The sequence below is a fragment of the Mesorhizobium amorphae genome (assembly GCF_014843845.1).
In the GTDB taxonomy this organism is placed as follows: Bacteria; Pseudomonadota; Alphaproteobacteria; order Rhizobiales; family Rhizobiaceae; genus Mesorhizobium; species Mesorhizobium amorphae_A.
In genome coordinates, this window is the sequence record NZ_JHQS01000052.1 from 1 (window position 1) to 16,423 (window position 16,423).

Consider the following 16,423-nt stretch of genomic DNA (forward strand, 5'->3'; position numbering starts at 1 on the left):
CTGATGCCGAACAGGCGGGCTCGCCCTCCACTGGATCGTTGTTTCGGCACGAGACCGAGCCATGCCGGCTGTGGAGTGATCTTTCGGGGTCAGGCCGATCCAGGCGGCAAAGTGCCGGCCTGATCGGAAGCCCTCGGGCGTTGGCGTCTTCATCATCAGAAGCGATGCGCCGATCGGACCGACGCCGGGGATTTGCGCCAGGCGGCGGCTGCATTCATCGGCCCGATGCCAGGCCATCAGCTTGGTGTCGACCTCTTCCAGCCGCGCTTGCAACTGCGCATATTCCGCGCCGTGGAGCGCGAACAGCTCCCGCGCCAGCTCCGGCAGCGTTTCATCGGCCGCGATGCGCTCGAGCAGCGGCTCGATCTTGCATATTCCCTTGGCGGCAGTCAGCCCGAACTCGGCCGCATAACCGCGGATCGAATTGGCGAGTTGTGTGCGATTGCGGATCAGTCGGTCGCGCATACCGGCCAGCATCAGCGCCGTCTGGCGGTCGGTTGTCTTCACCGGCACGAAGCGCATCGTCGGCCGGCTCATCGCCTCGCACAACGCTTCGGCATCAGCCGCATCGTTCTTGCCTCGCTTGACGTATGGCTTGACGAACTGCGGCGGAATCAGCTTCACCTCGTGGCCGAACGACTGCAGTAGTCGCGCCCAATGGTGCGATCCGCCGCACGCCTCGATCGCAATCACCGTCGGCTGCGCTTTTTCGAAGAACGCCACCATCTCCTTGCGCCGAAGCTTCTTGCGCAGAACCGGGTCTTCAGCCGCGTTCACACCATGGAGCTGGAACACGTGCTTTGACGTATCCATGCCAAGTCGAATAATCTGTTCCACGGACGGTCTCCTTTGCTTGAGATCTTCAACGACCTCATTCTGGCACATCGATGCCGTGCTGGCGGCCGTCCACACCAACACGACTACAAGCGCAACGGCACGACCACCCTGTTTGCCGCCCTCAACGTGCTCGACGGCACCGTCATCGGCAGGAACATGCAGCGCCATCGTCACCAGGAATTCATCCGCTTCCTCAACGCTATCGATGCCGAGGTGCCGGCCAGCAAGGCCATCCACGTCGTCCTCGACAACTACGCCGCTCACAAGCACCCCAACGTGCGTGCCTGGCTCGGCCGCCATCAGCGCTTCACCTTCCACTTCACACCGACCTCATGCTCGTGGCTCAACGCGGTCGAGGGCTTCTTCGCAAAACTGTCGAAGCGTCGTCTCAGACGCGGCGTCTTCCACTCCGTCGTCGACCTTCAGGCGGCGATCAACCGCTTCGTTGCAGAGCACAACCAGCGATCTAAACCCTTCACTTGGACCGCCGATCCAGACAAGATCATCGCTGCCGTCAAACGCGGGCACCAAATGTTAGATTCCATCCACTAGAATACGATCCGAGCAGGTGAGTATCGTACTGCGCAATGCGCCTCTCATCATGCTTACGAATATTTGCAACGCGATTGTCCTGGTACTGGCCCTCTGGAATTCGCAGGACTGGATGAAGGCGATACTCTGGGCGAGCCTCATAATAATTATTGCCGGCGCTATTGGAGTCAAAGCAAGATCGTCAACTCTGTCCCTGAAACCGAAATCGGTGTCGCGACGAGCTATGCAATAGCTTGTGCGCAACGCATGCGCGCTCGGCCTTTGTGAGGAACCCTTCCGGTTCCTGTTTTTTAACCAGGCGACCAGCGGTGGTCAGCTAATCATCACCTGACTTTGCGCGGGGATGATTTCCGGAGGGGCGTCGACCTTCGCCACAATTACTGCGGCGGCGATCGCCTATACCATGCTCTTTGTTGGCGCCGCGATTGCCATCTCCCGTTCCGGCGACTTTGCTTATTTGCTTGTAGCAATACTTATTGTCATTTATGCATTCACCCTGCTGAGGGCCGTCCTTGCCATTGCGCGGACCGTCCAGTGCGTCGCCTCGTGGTCGGGCTGCTCCAGCGTCAGCGCCACAACCTTGTCGACCAGCGCGGTCTCGAGCGGCGCGATGCCCGGAGGCCGGGTCTTATCGCGCAGCAGGCCATCCACGCCCTCGGCCATGAACCGCTCCTGCGAGCGCCACACGCAGGTCTTTGATTTGGCCGTGGCCGCCATGATCGCGACGGTGCCCAAGCCATCGTCGGTCACAAGATGATCCGCGCGCCACACGTGCTTTTGCGGCGAACCGCGCGCCGCGACGATCGCCTCAAGCCGGGCCCTATCCGATGCCGTGACGACGATGCTGATACCGGTGCGCATCCCGCATCGTCGCACAGGCACGCAACATCGGGAATCCCCAATCGGACTCGTCTGTCACGATCAATCCACCGGTGACAATGAGATCGCCGTCAAGCGTCACATGCTTGAACAGGATTTGGCGTCGGCTCTGGCTAACGATCAAATTTCACTCGTCTATCAGCCGTTTCTCGAAGTTGACAGCAACCGTATTCAAGGGTTCGAAGCGCTTCTGCGATGGCAACATCCAATACATGGGTCAATTCCGCCAGCGGAATTCATAGCCATCGCCGAAGAAACCGGATTGATCCATCCCATCGGTGAATGGGTGATCAGGGAGGCGTGTCAGGCTGCAGCGCGATGGCCAGAACACTTGCGGGTCTCAGTCAATCTATCCGTCGCTCAGTTTAGAAACAGGACGATCACGATAGTGAACACAATTGTCCGAGCGCTGGCCGACGCTGGCCTTTCGCCAACCAGGCTCGAGGTGGAGATCACTGAGTCGATACTGATCTCAAAATTTGACGCGACTATCGCGTTGCTGGAGTCGCTATCTGCGCTTGGGATAACAATTGCGTTGGATGATTTTGGAATAGGTTATTCATCGCTGACATACCTTCGTAAATTGCCGCTCCATCGGCTCAAAATTGACCAGTCCTTTGTTCGCGATATGCTGATTGATGCAGACTGCGCTGCGATCGTAAAATCAGTGGTTGGACTGGCACGTGAGCTGCGGATCGCCGTTATTGCTGAAGGTGTGGAGACCATCCAACAGCTCGACTACCTGCGCCAAATTAATTGCTCCGAAGTTCAGGGATACTTGGTGGGAAAGCCGATTCCGATTGAGCAAGTTGCGGGTCTGCTTGAAAAGCAACTCCCGGACAACATTGCGATGCGACGTCAACCCTAGCTTTCGTGTAGTCATCGCCGGGTCAATGGGCCGTTTCCGAAGTCCAGTGCCGTCGCCTTGAGCTACTAATATGCTCCGTAGGCGCCCGCCCACGGCCGTGCAGCCGGAATGATGACGATAATGGCAGGAGATGATCGAGATGCCGGTTCGGCCATCCGGCGCAATGCGCGGATATTCTGGGTGAGCCAGGCGAATGGTTCGAGCCGTTCATCTTCGCGCTCTGCTGGAGGGTGGCGATCGTTGCCCCATCTATGGCCGCCGCCATGCCCGCAGGCGCCGCTTATTGTCAACCCAGATTGGCAGAGGAACCGGCGTATTACCGCCCCTTGCGCTTGCGGCCGAGGCCCATCTTCTTGGCAAGCTGGGAACGGGCAGCCGCATAATTGGGAGCGACCATCGGATAGCTTGCGTCCAGGCCCCACTTCTCGCGGTATTCGATCGGCGTCAGATTGTAGTGGGTCATCAGATGACGCTTGAGCGACTTGAACTTCTTGCCGTCTTCAAGACAGACGATGTAGTCGTCATGGACAGAGCGTTTCGGATTCACCGCAGGCTTCTGCTTGTCGGCAGGGGGTTGCTCGGCGGTCCCGCCGACGCGGCCGAGAGCGGCATGGACATCGGCGATAAGGTTCGGCAGTTCGCCGGCCGGCACGGGATTGTTGCTGACATAGGCGGCCACCACATCGGCGGTCAGCTCGATTAGTGCATCGCTGTTTCTAGAAGGTGTTTCGACGATATCCATGCTGTTCCGGCCCCAACGAGAGTTGTTTCTATCTGCGCCCTTTTGCTATGTCGGGCATCTGCTATTTCGGGCATCGTGCGAATTTCATGCAGGAAAAGAGCCCTGTGATTCGCGTCGAATCATATTCATGATCCGTCTCGATATCGCGCGCAATGCCAGCCCCGCCGCTGGAATCCGATCCACCGACGACAAGCACATGCGGTTCTCGCCTCAGCGCCATCGGTCTGTCTTTTCGATCCATTCTCGCGTTCGCGCTTCGGGGTCGTCGTTCAGCGTGATGTCGGTGACCACTGCCGCGCAGTCCGCGCCAGCCGCAAAGACACCGTCGAGCCGGTCGGGGGGGACCGGCGCGGCATGGAGGGGTGGATGGCAGGTTAATTCGGCGGACGGCGTGGGAGCGACCCGACGGATGCCGCGCAAGACATCATGTACGAGGTCTGGGAAGCGACCAGTGGCAGCAAGCATATCGCGCTGGCCAGGAAAGCGCTTGAAGTCTCGCCGTTGTGCGCCGACGCCTATGTGCTGTTGGCCGAAGAGGAGGCGGGGTCTGTCGAGGAAGTGCTGGACTACTATCAGAAGGGCGTCGCGGCGGGTGCAAGCCAAGGAGAACGAGCCGTGGAGTTCTCTGATTGTTCCGCGAGTTGGCCAAAATCGCAGCTTCGGTCCGATTAGGCCTTCGAGGAACGACCAGCCGGACGTCTTCATGAGCCCGCGGCTCTGGTTGGAGAACTCGGTCGTGATCCTGACCAGCCTCGTGCGCGCGACGATCAGCATGCTGTCATAACCCTTCACCCGCACCTCGCGGGAGAAGCCCACCTCGGCCAGGTGCGCCAAGCCACCGCGTCGTTCGCGTCAGTTTTGTTCGGCGCCATGTCGAGCGCGGCCTTGGCATGCCGGGCGTCGATGCAGATCGCCGGAAGCCCTTCTGCGCTCAAGGTATGGTAGAGCCACACTGACGAAGGACCGGTCTCGAACACCACCCGCTTTGCCCGTTGGTTGGTGCCCGCCTGGGGATCACCTCAGCAAGCAAGTCGGGATCAGATGGGCAGTTGCTACACCAGATCCTCTTGCCATCGCGCCCACAGAAATCGCTGTCTTCTGTGGTTGCCGCCCGTGGCGCAAGAAGTTTCTCACCCAAATATGCGAGTGATCGAGTGCGGTCTTCTGTCAGGCCTTTAAATGCGGCATGTCAAAAGCCGCTGGCCGGTATGGTGATCTGCGGATCACCAATCGGCGTTCCACTGATGGTGCTGGCTGTGGTCCTGCAATGGTGGGCCAAGGTCGACCGTTACCATGTACGCCATGCGGCCTTGTCAGCCGGCCTTGCGTTCCTGCTCGCTCTTGCGGTCAACCAAGTTCATTCTTCTGTTCGTGCATCGGATACGGCCCTACGATGCCGGCGTGACGCATCTGTTGATTATGCCAAACGCTGACTGGTCATTCCCCTCCGACCACGCGACTGCCAGCTTTGCGATTGTGGCGGCCTTTGCAATGCAAAGTCTGCCGCGCCGGACGCTGACATTCTTCGTTATCGCGTTCCTGATCTGCTGGTCGAGAATTTATATCGGCACCCACTACCTGACCGACGTGATCGGCGGCGCCGTCACCGGCATCGTGGCCGCCCTGGCTGTCCGATTGGCCTATCGCGAGAACTCCCGGCTGGACACTCTGGTGACAAGAATTCTCTAGGCGCAGACGATACGCCATCTGGGACAAATCGCCTTCGCCGAAAATGCCGTCCAGCATGCGAAGGAGTTCGCGCACAGCTTCGGATTTGCAAGAGTAATGGATCATCTGCCGGTCGTGGCGGGTTTCGACAAGATCGAATGCTCGCAGCTTGGCCAGATGCTGCGACAAAGCAGATCGGCTGAGCATGACTTTCTTGGCAATGGCACTGACCGACATCTCACCGTCGGCCAGACAACTCATGATCAACAGCCGTCTCTCATTGCCCATCAGCATCAGAAATTCGGCTGCTGAGCCGGCATTGGCGATTAGCTTGCTCGAGACCATCGATCCCCCACGTTTTCCATACGAACGCCATGGGGCAACAGCGCTGATTCCATAGACTCACTCACGGATAGACGCTGCGATACAGGAAAACGTGGAATTGTAGAACATTTTTCCAAATCTCAAGACTTTCTTTGATTTAAGGCGGTTAACTGTCAGATTTGTGCATAGTCGACCCTTACGTTTTGCCAAGCTGCGGTCTGGTCCGGACAGCGCGGATCCTCGATGCAGCCCGGACCAGGTCATCCACAACTTTGCAGATATGATCGGCTTCCGCATGAAGATGATCGCCGCCGGCTACGAGGATGGCAACGACGCCAACCGGCTGCGTTCCGACCCGGTCTTCAAGATGGCCCAGGATGCGCCCCCTTCGGGTCGGGATCTGGCATCGCAATCGACGATGTGTCGGCTGGAGAACCTACCCGATGTGCGCTCGCTGCTCGCCATGGGCCGGGCGATGGTCGACCTCTACTGCGCCTCCTTCCGGCAGATTCCGAAGCGGATCGTGCTCGACATCGACGACACGTTTGACGCCGTGCACGGCAACCAGCAGCTCCGCCTCTTCAATGCCCATCACGACGAGTACGGCTTCCAGCCGATCGTTGTGTTCGATGGCAACGGCCGGTTCGCGGCTGCTGTCCTGCGACCGGCCAAGCGGCCAAGTGGGGCTGAGATCCGCGCTCACCTGGGCCGCCTCGTGCGGGCGATCCGGAGCAACTGGCCGAACATCCGGATCCTAATCCGGGCCGACGGCCACTATTGCAGCCCGCAGATCATCGACTGATGCCGCGCCAACGATGTCGACTTCATCCTCGGCGTAGCGCCCACCACGACCCTGCGCAAGCATGTCGCGGACCTGGAAGCCCGCACGACGGCGCGCTTTGAAGCGTCACCGAAGACGAACAAGGTCCGCAGGTTCAAGGAGTTCCTGGATGGGGCCGCCAGTTGGAGCCGCGTCGAGCGCATCATCGCGCAGGTCGAGGTCGGCGCCCAAGGGGCTGACACTTCGTCACCAACCTCGCCGGTGAAAAGGCCAAGGCGCTCTACGCGGATCTTTACTGCCGGCGCGGAGCGGCCGAGAACCACATCAAGTCCTGGAAGACGCATCTCGCGCCGAACGTCCTGCGGCCAACCAGTTCCGGCTGTTCCTGCATGCCGGCGCCTACTGGCTCATGTGGGGCCTGCGCGCTGCGATGCCGAAACGCTCCAGCTTTGCCGTCGCCCAATTCGACACGCTGCGTTTGCGCCTCATCAAGATCGCTGCGCGGGTGGTCGAGATGAAGACGCAAATCCGCCTGCACCTGCCGACATCCTGCCCCGACCAACGCATCCTGAGCATCGTCCTCGATCGCATTCCGCGGCTCGCGACATAACGATGGGGCGCAGACGCCCCGAAACGAGCCCGCCGACCGCAACCTGCAAACCCCCCTGCCATCACGACGGATCACCGCCAGCGCCTGACGAGGCTCGCGGAAAAGCGCCCAACAGCGGCCACATCGCCGCTTCAGGTCGCCAAAACCTCATCGCCGTGTATCAAGGCGGCTAAGTAACTGCAGTGGTTTTGGTAAGTTCGAATTTTAACCGTCGCCAAAATTTGTTTCGGCAAAGCCAACCGCGCCTATTGGGTGACAGGGCAACTATGCCATCTTCGGGAGTGCCACAACAAATTGGAATGAAATTCTTAGTCATTCATTTGTGCCTCATTCCTTAAATACCCCATGGAGTCGTGCGCCCGCATCCTGATGGGTTTTCTCCGCAGCCGGCGTCGAGGCGTGGGCACGGGCGGGAATGTCGCCATTATCTTTGCCCTAACCCTGCCGATTGTTGTCGGCGGAGCGGGTCTGGGTGTCGAAACGTCCTACTGGTATTACAGCAGCCTGAAATTACAGGCGGTGGCGGATGCGGCAGCTTATGCTGGCGCTTTGGAAAAAGTTTCGGGATCCGACATTCCAACGATTGTTTCGGCCGCGACACTGTCGGCGACGTCGAACGGTTTTGCAACGTCAACAGGCACGATCCAGGTTTTCACGCCCCCGTCGTCCGGCCCGAATGTCGCGAAAAAGGCGGTCGAGGTCATCGTTCATCAAAACCTTGATAGATTTTTCACCTCGATATTCACCCAGAACCCGGTTGGCGCGCAGGCGAGGGCGGTGGCCCTTATTACGGACGCTTCAAGAGCGTGCGTTCTGGCGCTCAATCCTTCTGCCTCGAAAGCGGCACTCTTTTCCGGCAGTGCGACCACAAAACTGACGGGATGCTCCGTCATGTCGAATTCGATAGCGGCGGACGCGATCAAGGTTCAAGGGTCGGCAAGCCTTGAGGCCGACTGTCTGATATCGGCCGGTGGCGTTTCATTGGCCAACGTTGTGAAGACCGTTTGCGCAAACCCACTTACCCAGGCGTTGCCAGCCGCAGATCCTTTTGCTGACTTGCCGGCGCCACCAGCCACGAACCCCTGTCAAAACAGTAATCCGTCGACCTTGACACCTGGAACGTACTGCAACGGGCTCAGCTTGAGCGGCATTGTAACCCTCTCGCCTGGGGTATACGTCATTCAGGGAGGCAATTTCAAAGCGAACGCGAACGCCAATATTTCCGGCGACGGCGTTATCATCTATCTGGCCGGCAGCTCTCGCGTCAGCATGAACGGCACGGCCACCGTCAAGCTCAGCGCTCCGACGTCAGGCACCTATTCCGGAGTGCTGTTTTATGGAGACAGGACCAACCTTGGCGGGCAGAGCACGCTGAATGGAACCGCGAATTCGCTTTTGACCGGGGCTCTCTATTTTCCAACACAGCAGGTCAATTATCTCGGCAATTTTTCAGGCACCGATGGTTGCACGCAGGTCGTCGCCGACACCATACAGTGGTCCGGCAACACAAGCGTCAGTCAGGATTGCACGGGCCTCGGAATGCGAGAAATTCCAGCGACGCAGTCCGTCCAGCTTGTCGAGTAACATCATGAACCGGAGAACGCCCCGGATTTTCCGGAACCAGTCCGGTGTTGCCGCCGTGGAATTTGCGCTGGTGCTTCCCATCCTGTGTTTTGTTCTCCTCGGTATCATCGACGGTTGGTCTTTCGTCTCCCATTCATTGTCGATGCGCGCCGGCGTCAAAACGGCGGCAAATCTCCTGATGGCGGGTGCAGCAAACGACACCGCTACACAAGCGATTGCCCTTTCGAGTTGGGACAGACATCCCGAAGACGCACAAGTCACGATGGTTCGGGAATACATGTGCGGCAGTACATTGGTGGACTCGACGAGCCTCTGCGCCGGGCCGAAAGTGCCGATGATTCTCGTTCGGATACAAGCGACAGCCACCTGGGTGCCGCCCTTCGCTTTTGGCAGTTTCCTGGAACCTCGCACGATCAGCCATCAAGAGGTGATCCGTGTTCGCTAGAGTATCCGTGTTGGTCAAGGCCGGGTCCAGTTTCGTTGGTCCCTAAGGAGGGTGTTTGCGAGAATGATGAGTTTTCGCATGATTGCCGTGAGAGCCGCCTTTGAGGGTTTGCCGGCGGCTTTCAACTTGCCGTATTTTGCCTTGAGATCGGGATTGAAGCGCATGGCGACGAGGGCGGGCATGTAGAGTGCCTGTCGGACCATGGCCCGCCCGCCGCGGATGAAGGCGCGGCCGGTCCATTGTCCAGACTGCCGGGCGACTGGAGCGAGGCCTGCGAGGGAAGCGGCCTGAGCCTGGCCGAGCGTGCCGAGTTCGGCATGTCGATGAGAAGCGCGCAGGCGGTGATTGCCGAGACGCCCGGAATCGAGACGAGGATGGCGAAGCGGCGGGAGAGATCGGGATCGGCCTGGATGAGCGCCATGATCTCCTTTTCGACAGCAGCCATTTGACGATCGATCTGCCTGAGCTGCTCGGCATTGTGGCGCTTGAGGATGGGAAGGGTCAGCGCCTTGGCCCTGTTCCTCGCCGCCGTTCGGTTCTTCACCAGCGCCTGGCGCGCCATCTGCAGGTCCTTGAGATCGTTGAGGAGCGGACCGCGCAGCGGCCGCGCCTCCAGATCGAGCAGCGCGCCCATGCGGGCGAGCATGGCGGCGTCCAGCCGGTGCGTCTTGGCGAGCCTGCCGGTGGCCTCGGCGAAGCGCCGGGCCTGGCGTGGGTTGACCTTGACCAACACCAGGCCCGCTGCCGCCAGACCCCGCTCGAAGGCCCGATGATAGGGACCTGTCGGCTCGTAGACGATGCGGACGCTGGGCGGGTCCAACTGGCTCGGGCTCAGCCAGCCCATCAACGCCTTGTGGCCGCGGCTGTCGCTGGCGAAGCGCCGGCTCGCACCGTCGCTCAGCCTGTGGGCATCGAGATGGTCTTTCGATATGTCGACCCCAATGGTATCGTTGGTCATCTTTCGCTTGTCCTGTGCTTGTCGTTCGGAGCCGAACTCCGGGTATCCGTTCAGGCCTCAAGGGAAAGACGAGGGCGATCCGACTCTAGCTCGACCCGTCAAACGGTCGGCAATTCCACCGATCCGACCCTCGCCGCTGCGGGAGGGCGGCTACCCTCTCCCAGCGGTTCCTTTCTGCCCCGTTCGGCAGCGAATGTCATAAGACAAGCAATTCCAGGAAAAGTGCGTAGCGGTTTTCCGTCCGGAATTGCGTAAAAACAAAGACCGATCGCATGCCGTTGGAGTCGCGACCGATCGGGCGGAGCAGCGCTGGAGTTTGCGTTGATCGCACCTGTTTCGGTGATGCTTTTGTTCGGAATTTTTGCGTTTGGGTGGTCTTTAAATGCGGAGTCCAGCGTTCGCTTCGCGCTGGAGAGGTCCACTCGTGCTCTACAGATGAACAATTCGCTTACACAGAGCGATGTTCAATCCATCGCCACGCAAGATTTGCTAATATTGGGAGTAAAAGACGTCGTGGTCACGATAGTAATTGATGCTCCAAACGGAGGCTATCGCATGGCGCATCCTGCCGCCAACTATGATTATGTGATCGCCTTCCCGTTTTTCGATCAATATCCCATCACTTATACACGCGACTGTAACAGTTCCACTGGTTGCAACATAAAAGTTATTTTTGCGGATGCCCTTCAGGGCAAGAGACAGTAGGGCAAGAGACGTCTTTCCTGCGAAAACGCGAACGTCCGAAATTGGGAAAACCGGTTCGGTTTTCGTATTTGTCTAAAGTTTCTCACAAACTTTTCGCCGTGCCGGCCGCGTTCACGCTTCTCGCTTCACCGGCGCAGGCTGGTCCCGGCGGCAACGGCGGCGGGCACGGTGCCGGCGGAAACTCGGGCGGGGCGGGATCGCAGGGCCATGGAGCTGCAACCTCCGCAGCCACCAAGGATTCTTCCACCAGCGGCCTGACAAAGGCACTCAGCGTCGTAGCCACCACGCCGGCGTCGCCGCAATCCACACTGTCCCTGCAGGCCGCATTGGACAAGTTCTTGGCTAAGAATGCCCCAGAGGACACGACAGATGACTCCTCAGCGAAATTCCCGAGACTACAAACTAGGTCAAGGCAGCGGCTGTTTTGACTTGACACTCTCCGCAGCTTCACTGTCTTGATCGTTGGCCCGCGCCGGACGAAAGGGCGCGGGCCCTTTTACTTTTCTGGAGCCTGCTAGGCGGGGTCCAATCCCTTCAGCCTTTGATGACCCAGTCGACGTGGGACAAAAGCCGTCCTGGCACTTCCCTCTTCCCTCTATGCGATTGCCGCAGTGGGGAAGTTGCGTCCCGTCTGAAGGCGCTGATCTTGCTCGAATGGCAGCTTTTGAGCAAAGCTTCGTAGCAGACGCGTGGTGGTCAAAGCATCTGCGGGCCGTGCAAAATGAAAGCCTTGACCGAATGTACAGCCGAGTTCGCGGAGACGCTCATGCTGCGCAGAGCACTCGATGCCTTCTGCGATAATTTTCTTGTCCAGTTTTCGCGCAATGTCGATCAGCGCTTCGACAATCACCTCGCTCGGACGGTCGATGAGCATGCGATCGACGAAGGACTTGTCGATTTTGATGATGTCGAGAGGAAAACTGAGAAGATGTGTCAGCGACGCATATCCAGTGCCAAAGTCATCGAGCGCGACGAGCATTCCTTTTTCTCGAAGACGCTGCACCGCTCGGACCGAGTCGTTGCCGGGATCGCCGATGAGCACGGTCTCGGTGACCTCGAGCACAACGTGCTTCAATGGCACTTTGGCGGCATCGAAGACTTTCGAAAGACGGGTTTCAAGGTCGTTTCGCCTGAAATCGGCAGCCGACAAATTGATGCCGACATGCTGGAACGGAATGCCGCTCGCGATCCAGGATCGAACGTCGTTTGCGATCTGTGAGAGTATGCTGTCAGTCAGACGGCAGGCAACTTCTCGATCCGAGAGCGCTGCCTGAAAGTCGCCGGCCGCGACAATACGGCCGTCAGTCGTTTTAATGCGAGCCAACGCCTCGAGCCCGATGACTTCTCCGGTGTCGAGGCGAACGAGTGGTTGGTAATAGGCGACGACCCGTTTGCCAGCGAGCGCCTGGTCAACCTCTCTGATCGTTTCTGTCCGGCAGGTGATTGCCGTGCGAAGGCCGGGCTCGAATTGAATATAACCGCCGCGGTTCGTCTGTTTGGCGTGATAGAGAGCAAAGTCTGCATTTTGACGAAGCAAATCGGCGTTTGTACCGTCAATACCATACACCGCGCCACCCATTGTTACCTGAGGGACGATCGCGTTTCCGTCGCTATGAAAAGGCTCCTCCATGGCGTTGCGAAGGGCGGACACCACAACGGATAGGGCAGTATGGTCAAGACATGGATCGACCACAATGGCAAATTCGTCGCCTCCGAGGCGACAGGCTAAAGCGAGTTTCGCGCTTCGCAATCGCGATGCGACTTCCTTTATGAGGGCGTCGCCCACCATGTGTCCCATCGTGTCGTTGATGAGTTTGAGATGGTCGATATCGAGCAGGATCAAGCCGAAGGATGTCGGACCGGTGCGTGGCTTGCGGCTGATGAAATCGTCGAAACAGCGTCGGTTCGGCAAGTCCGTGAGCTGGTCGTAGAACGCCAGTTGGTGGTTTCTCTTCTGAATTTCCATCTGCTCAAGGGCAATGGCGCACAGATTGACGCAGGTTTGGACGATCCGCCGTTCCAGATCGCTTGGGCCGCGTTTTGTGCGATAGTAAAAAGCGAATGTAGCAACAACACGCCCATCGCGGGCCTTGATTGGGCTTGACCAGCAAGCCAGCAGACCAAGAGGAAGGGCCAACCCGGTGAATGGCGCCCACAACGGATCGATGGAGATGTCAACGACCTCAATTGGTTTTCCAAAATAAGCCGCTGTGCCGCACGATCCGACGCTCGGACCAATCGCAAGACCTTCCAATGCGTCAGAGCAATGTTTTGGGAGGCTTGGGGCGGCGACGAGATGCAAACGCCCCTCAACGTTGACAGACAGGATTGAACAGATTGCGGTCGGAGCAAGCCCCTCGGCGCGGCGGCACAAGAGTTCCGCCACGGCGTCGAACTGCATGCCCGTAGCAATAGCCTCCAGAATTTCATTCTGAAGAGCCAACATGTGAATATTTGGATTTTCGTTCACCGCAATCCTCAATGCTATCCTCAATGACGTGGCGAGGATTAGGTCACGTTGAAGTTATTAAAACATGTTGGAGTTCTGGACAAATTGAGCAGGCCAAGCGCCAGCGTCCTCTTCCGTTGGCCTACCGTTTGTAAATCGGCGCCAACGCTCGAGCCCGCGAGCTATTGCCTTTGCTAATGATAGAGCCGCCAGAATTTGTTTTAGAAGAGCGATCAAGATCGGCAGCGTTCACCACCTCACGAAAAGTGAATCCGCCACTACGCCGGAGCTCGCGCTCGTGCCGGAACATATCTGGATCGGCGGCTAGTTTCGCAGAAGGCGGCATCGCCGGCCTCATGGTTCAGCGCCGCCCAAAGTGCAGTCCGGTCGAGCGTGATGCAGAAGCATTTGCGGTTGAGCCGCGCTGACAGAGACCTGTTGGCTTCCACCACGCTGGGAACTGTGAGCATGTCAGTGTCTCCTCGCCGAAGGCGACATAAGGCGGGGTCTTGGGTTAGCTGGCGAGGACGCCGAGAGCAACTCGCTGCCGACGGCTCTCTCCTCATCCGTGTGAATGACAAGCACGTCGACGCCGGAGCCGGTAAGGCTGATGATCTCCTCGCCTCTATGGTTCCGCTCGTGATCGACACCCGCGCCGAGCCAAGCGGCCACAGCACCGATCTTCTCCCGGATCGATGGCGCGTTTTCGCCAATGCCTGCTGTGAACACCAGCGTGTCCGTCCGTCCAAGGCAGCGGCCAAGGACTACTCGCATGCGGAGATCGATACCTGTTGAAGAGCTCGGGGCAGATATAGGCCGATTCCGGCGGCCCAGGAAACGGCAGGGGTCAGTTCTGCGGCACGACGATTTCGGAGCGGCGCGGACGCTGTCCGTTCTTGCCTGGGACGAGCACGACGATGACGCAGACCGCCTGACCGCCGCGTGTCGACTGCGACGCCTTGGCCAGCGTTCCGCCGTTCTGTTCGGCCACCTGCTGGCCGATCGCGTAGCAATCGTCCGCCGCCACGACAATGGGCTCATCCGGGCCGGACGCGGCGACCGGCGTCGCGCTTGCCTGCGCCGCTAACAGCCCCGCAGCGCAGAGCGCCAGGGTCGCGCTTCGGAAATGGGAGCGAAGCGTTTTCATGGTCGGCGTTGTAACGCATCGGTGCTGAACGTGAAATGAACGGTGAACGCCACTGAAAACATGCTCGTCACACCCCTGCAACGCGAGACAATCAATCTGAGATTTCACCGTCGGGCATTTTAGATTGATGCTGTCGTATCAAATACGCAGAGTCTGTTCTCACTGCGGCGTGCGCACCCATCTGAACCATGGCAGTCTGTCCGAGGCGCCTCCGCCTTCCAATAAGCCGATGAATGTCACAAGCAGGCTGTTAAAGTTCACAGTCCAGAGCGAAGCCGAATTTATAAAACTAAGTGAAGTCGTCGGGGCGCCTGAAAGCTAGGGGCCCGGCTCGAGTCGGTGAACTCCGCATTTGATACTCCAGGCGGCAGATCGCCGATTTGCGAATCCAAGTATAGGAAATTCCTGACCTGCAGTAATCGGTCGATGAGAGGCAGTGTGGAATCAGATCTCGGCGCGAACGCGCGCAGATCTCCGAGTCAGCCATTAGGTCCCGCAGCGCTACTCTAGCTCGACCTGATCCCGCACACGAAGACTGAACACCTCCGGGTCCGACTTACCAACCGTAGCTGAAGGTGGCGCCGCTACCGCCATCGCCGTTCTGCACGACATTGGTGGCGGTCCTTCTGCCGAACTGGAAAATGCCGTAGACGTTATCATTGCCGTTCTGCCGCAGGGTAGCTGAATGGCCATTGCCTGCTGTGCCGCCTAGTATGGCGTGCGCGGCTTAGAAGATCAGCCAAACACGGGGAGCAGACGAAATGCGACCGTGTTTGTTGATGTCGGAACTTGCAAGAGAATGAGCAGGTGGTGTGATCGATCGATCCACGACGCAAGATACTCCGGATGACTCACTGGCCGTTGTAGGTCGCAGTCGTGTTAGGAACTCGCGTTGCGGAAACCATCTTGGCCCGCGGTCATGTGCGACCGCACAAAACAGAGGCCGGACATATGATCGCAAGCGATCCGATCAAAACGCTGCTCAACACCTTGCGAGGAGGGGGCCAATGGTATGGACCCCGCCCTCCAGGCGAGGTGAAATCTCGAACGCCAACTGCAACGAAGGAGGATGTCATGCAGATCGTTCGAATAGGCCTGGATCTAGCGAAATACGTCTTCGAGGTTCACGGTGTCGACTGCCACGGGAAAGTCGTCGTGCGCAAAACGTTACGCCGCGATGCGGTAGCCCGCTTCTTCGCCAATCTGCCACGATGTCTGGTCGGCATGGAAGCCTCGAACGGAGCGCATTATTGGGCAAGGGTGCTTTCCGATCTCGGCCATGAGGTTCGGCTGATCAGCCCTCAGTTCGTGACGCCATACGTCAAGTCCAACAAGAACGACTGGAATGACGCTGAAGCGATTTGCGAAGCCGTAGGCCGCCCGACGATGCGTTTTGTTCCGCCGAAATCAGCCGATCAATTGGCAATTCAAGCAGTTCATCGCATTCGCAGCCGTCTGGTTGCAGATCGGGTCAAGCTCGTCAATCAGGTTCGTGGGCTTCTAGCCGAGCATGGAGTGGTCATTGCCCGCGACATCCCACGGCTGCGCCGGGCCCTTGCTGATATTACGGGGAGCAGCGACGATGGTCTCAATGAACTGGTGCGGGTGCTGATACGAGAAGTGCAAGCGGAGTTGGCCGAACTGGACCAACGCATTGCATCCTATGATCGGCGGGTTCGGGAGCTCTTTCGCAACAGCGAACTATGTCAGCGGCTTGGAAAGATCGAAGGTATCGGCCCTGTGACCGCGACAGCGTTGATCGCTGCCGTAGGTGATCGAACTTGCTTCAAGAACGGCCGCCAGTTTGCGGCATGGCTCGGTCTCGTGCCGAAACAACGATCCAGTGGAGGGCGAGCCCGCCTGTTCGGCATCAG

General features: G+C 58.7%; 11 protein-coding genes and 9 pseudogenes. 8 read left to right on the forward strand and 12 right to left on the reverse strand.

What is annotated here, in order from left to right; genetic code table 11:
• On the reverse strand, positions 1 to 837 hold an 837-nt coding region (locus tag DH08_RS20485; RefSeq protein WP_192181060.1), incomplete at its 3' end, for an IS110 family RNA-guided transposase.
• A gap of 78 nt (positions 838 to 915) precedes the next feature.
• On the opposite strand from DH08_RS20485, the pseudogene DH08_RS20490 reads away from it, so the two are divergent.
• Positions 916 to 1,389, forward strand: a pseudogene (locus DH08_RS20490) (IS630 family transposase); the annotation flags it as partial.
• 510 nt (positions 1,390 to 1,899) lie between these two features.
• On the opposite strand, the pseudogene DH08_RS20495 reads toward DH08_RS20490, so the two are convergent.
• A pseudogene (locus DH08_RS20495) lies at positions 1,900 to 2,250 on the reverse strand (IS630 family transposase); the annotation flags it as partial.
• Here DH08_RS20495 and DH08_RS20500 point away from each other — a divergent pair.
• The gene (locus DH08_RS20500; RefSeq protein ID WP_192181055.1) at positions 2,231 to 3,136 is read left to right on the forward strand and encodes an EAL domain-containing protein; all 906 of its coding nucleotides are present in this window, start codon (positions 2,231 to 2,233) and stop codon (positions 3,134 to 3,136) included. The pseudogene DH08_RS20495 and the gene DH08_RS20500 overlap by 20 nt on opposite strands.
• Positions 3,137 to 3,452: 316 nt before the next feature.
• On the opposite strand, the gene DH08_RS20505 is transcribed toward DH08_RS20500, so the two are convergent.
• The 4 genes and pseudogenes from DH08_RS20505 to DH08_RS20520 form a co-directional block, all read right to left on the reverse strand.
• Positions 3,453 to 3,878, reverse strand: coding sequence for a Ros/MucR family transcriptional regulator (locus tag DH08_RS20505; protein WP_192181056.1), 426 nt, complete (start codon positions 3,876 to 3,878; stop codon positions 3,453 to 3,455).
• 133 nt (positions 3,879 to 4,011) lie between these two features.
• Positions 4,012 to 4,098, reverse strand: a pseudogene (locus tag DH08_RS36520) (hydroxymethylpyrimidine/phosphomethylpyrimidine kinase); the annotation flags it as partial.
• Positions 4,089 to 4,214 (reverse strand): annotated as a pseudogene (locus DH08_RS20510) (thiamine phosphate synthase); the annotation flags it as partial. The pseudogenes DH08_RS20510 and DH08_RS36520, both read right to left, overlap by 10 nt.
• Before the next feature lie 354 nt (positions 4,215 to 4,568).
• Positions 4,569 to 5,016, reverse strand: a pseudogene (locus DH08_RS20520) (IS110 family transposase); the annotation flags it as partial.
• A gap of 281 nt (positions 5,017 to 5,297) precedes the next feature.
• Between DH08_RS20520 and DH08_RS36525 the strand changes: the two are divergent.
• The gene (locus tag DH08_RS36525; protein WP_246800945.1) at positions 5,298 to 5,567 is read left to right on the forward strand and encodes a phosphatase PAP2 family protein; all 270 of its coding nucleotides are present in this window, start codon (positions 5,298 to 5,300) and stop codon (positions 5,565 to 5,567) included.
• Here the strand turns inward: DH08_RS36525 and DH08_RS20530 are convergent.
• A pseudogene (locus DH08_RS20530) lies at positions 5,568 to 5,891 on the reverse strand (ArsR/SmtB family transcription factor); the annotation flags it as partial.
• 214 nt (positions 5,892 to 6,105) lie between these two features.
• Here DH08_RS20530 and DH08_RS20535 point away from each other — a divergent pair.
• The 3 genes and pseudogenes from DH08_RS20535 to DH08_RS20545 all read left to right on the forward strand — a co-directional run.
• Positions 6,106 to 7,261 (forward strand): annotated as a pseudogene (locus DH08_RS20535) (IS1380 family transposase); the annotation flags it as partial.
• Between the two features lie 345 nt (positions 7,262 to 7,606).
• Positions 7,607 to 8,845, forward strand: coding sequence for a pilus assembly protein TadG-related protein (locus DH08_RS20540; RefSeq protein ID WP_345892421.1), 1,239 nt, complete (start codon positions 7,607 to 7,609; stop codon positions 8,843 to 8,845).
• Positions 8,846 to 8,849: 4 nt separating this feature from the next.
• Positions 8,850 to 9,290 (forward strand): TadE/TadG family type IV pilus assembly protein, encoded by a 441-nt coding sequence (locus DH08_RS20545; RefSeq protein WP_192181057.1) that lies wholly within the window; start codon positions 8,850 to 8,852, stop codon positions 9,288 to 9,290.
• 14 nt (positions 9,291 to 9,304) lie between these two features.
• Here DH08_RS20545 and DH08_RS20550 read toward each other — a convergent pair.
• Positions 9,305 to 10,248: pseudogene (locus DH08_RS20550) on the reverse strand (IS110 family transposase).
• Between the two features lie 321 nt (positions 10,249 to 10,569).
• Here DH08_RS20550 and DH08_RS20555 point away from each other — a divergent pair.
• Entirely contained in the window at positions 10,570 to 10,953 is a 384-nt protein-coding gene (locus DH08_RS20555) for a pilus assembly protein (RefSeq protein ID WP_246800943.1), read from the forward strand.
• 595 nt (positions 10,954 to 11,548) lie between these two features.
• Here DH08_RS20555 and DH08_RS20560 read toward each other — a convergent pair.
• The 4 genes and pseudogenes from DH08_RS20560 to DH08_RS36530 form a co-directional block, all read right to left on the reverse strand.
• Complete coding sequence (locus tag DH08_RS20560; RefSeq protein ID WP_345892422.1) at positions 11,549 to 13,423, reverse strand: bifunctional diguanylate cyclase/phosphodiesterase; 1,875 nt, start codon at positions 13,421 to 13,423, stop codon at positions 11,549 to 11,551.
• Positions 13,424 to 13,873: 450 nt separating this feature from the next.
• Entirely contained in the window at positions 13,874 to 14,131 is a 258-nt protein-coding gene (locus DH08_RS20565; RefSeq protein WP_345892423.1) for a hypothetical protein, read from the reverse strand.
• A 118-nt stretch (positions 14,132 to 14,249) separates the two neighbouring features.
• Positions 14,250 to 14,549: a hypothetical protein gene (locus DH08_RS20570; RefSeq protein ID WP_192181058.1), complete on the reverse strand. Its 300-nt coding sequence runs from the start codon at positions 14,547 to 14,549 to the stop codon at positions 14,250 to 14,252.
• A 556-nt stretch (positions 14,550 to 15,105) separates the two neighbouring features.
• Positions 15,106 to 15,246, reverse strand: a pseudogene (locus DH08_RS36530) (curlin); the annotation flags it as partial.
• A gap of 377 nt (positions 15,247 to 15,623) precedes the next feature.
• Between DH08_RS36530 and DH08_RS20575 the strand changes: the two are divergent.
• Positions 15,624 to 16,423: IS110 family RNA-guided transposase (locus DH08_RS20575; protein ID WP_192181059.1), on the forward strand; the 800-nt coding region annotated here is incomplete at its 3' end.

Coding starts and splice junctions, on each gene's coding strand:
- DH08_RS36525 (WP_246800945.1), top strand. CDS start 5,298: ATGCCAAACGCTGACTGGTCATTCCCCTCCGACCACGCGACTGCCAGC.
- DH08_RS20540 (WP_345892421.1), top strand. CDS start 7,607: ATGGAGTCGTGCGCCCGCATCCTGATGGGTTTTCTCCGCAGCCGGCGT.
- DH08_RS20545 (WP_192181057.1), top strand. CDS start 8,850: ATGAACCGGAGAACGCCCCGGATTTTCCGGAACCAGTCCGGTGTTGCC.
- DH08_RS20500 (WP_192181055.1), top strand. CDS start 2,231: ATGCTGATACCGGTGCGCATCCCGCATCGTCGCACAGGCACGCAACAT.
- DH08_RS20570 (WP_192181058.1), bottom strand. CDS start 14,549: ATGAAAACGCTTCGCTCCCATTTCCGAAGCGCGACCCTGGCGCTCTGC.
- DH08_RS20505 (WP_192181056.1), bottom strand. CDS start 3,878: ATGGATATCGTCGAAACACCTTCTAGAAACAGCGATGCACTAATCGAG.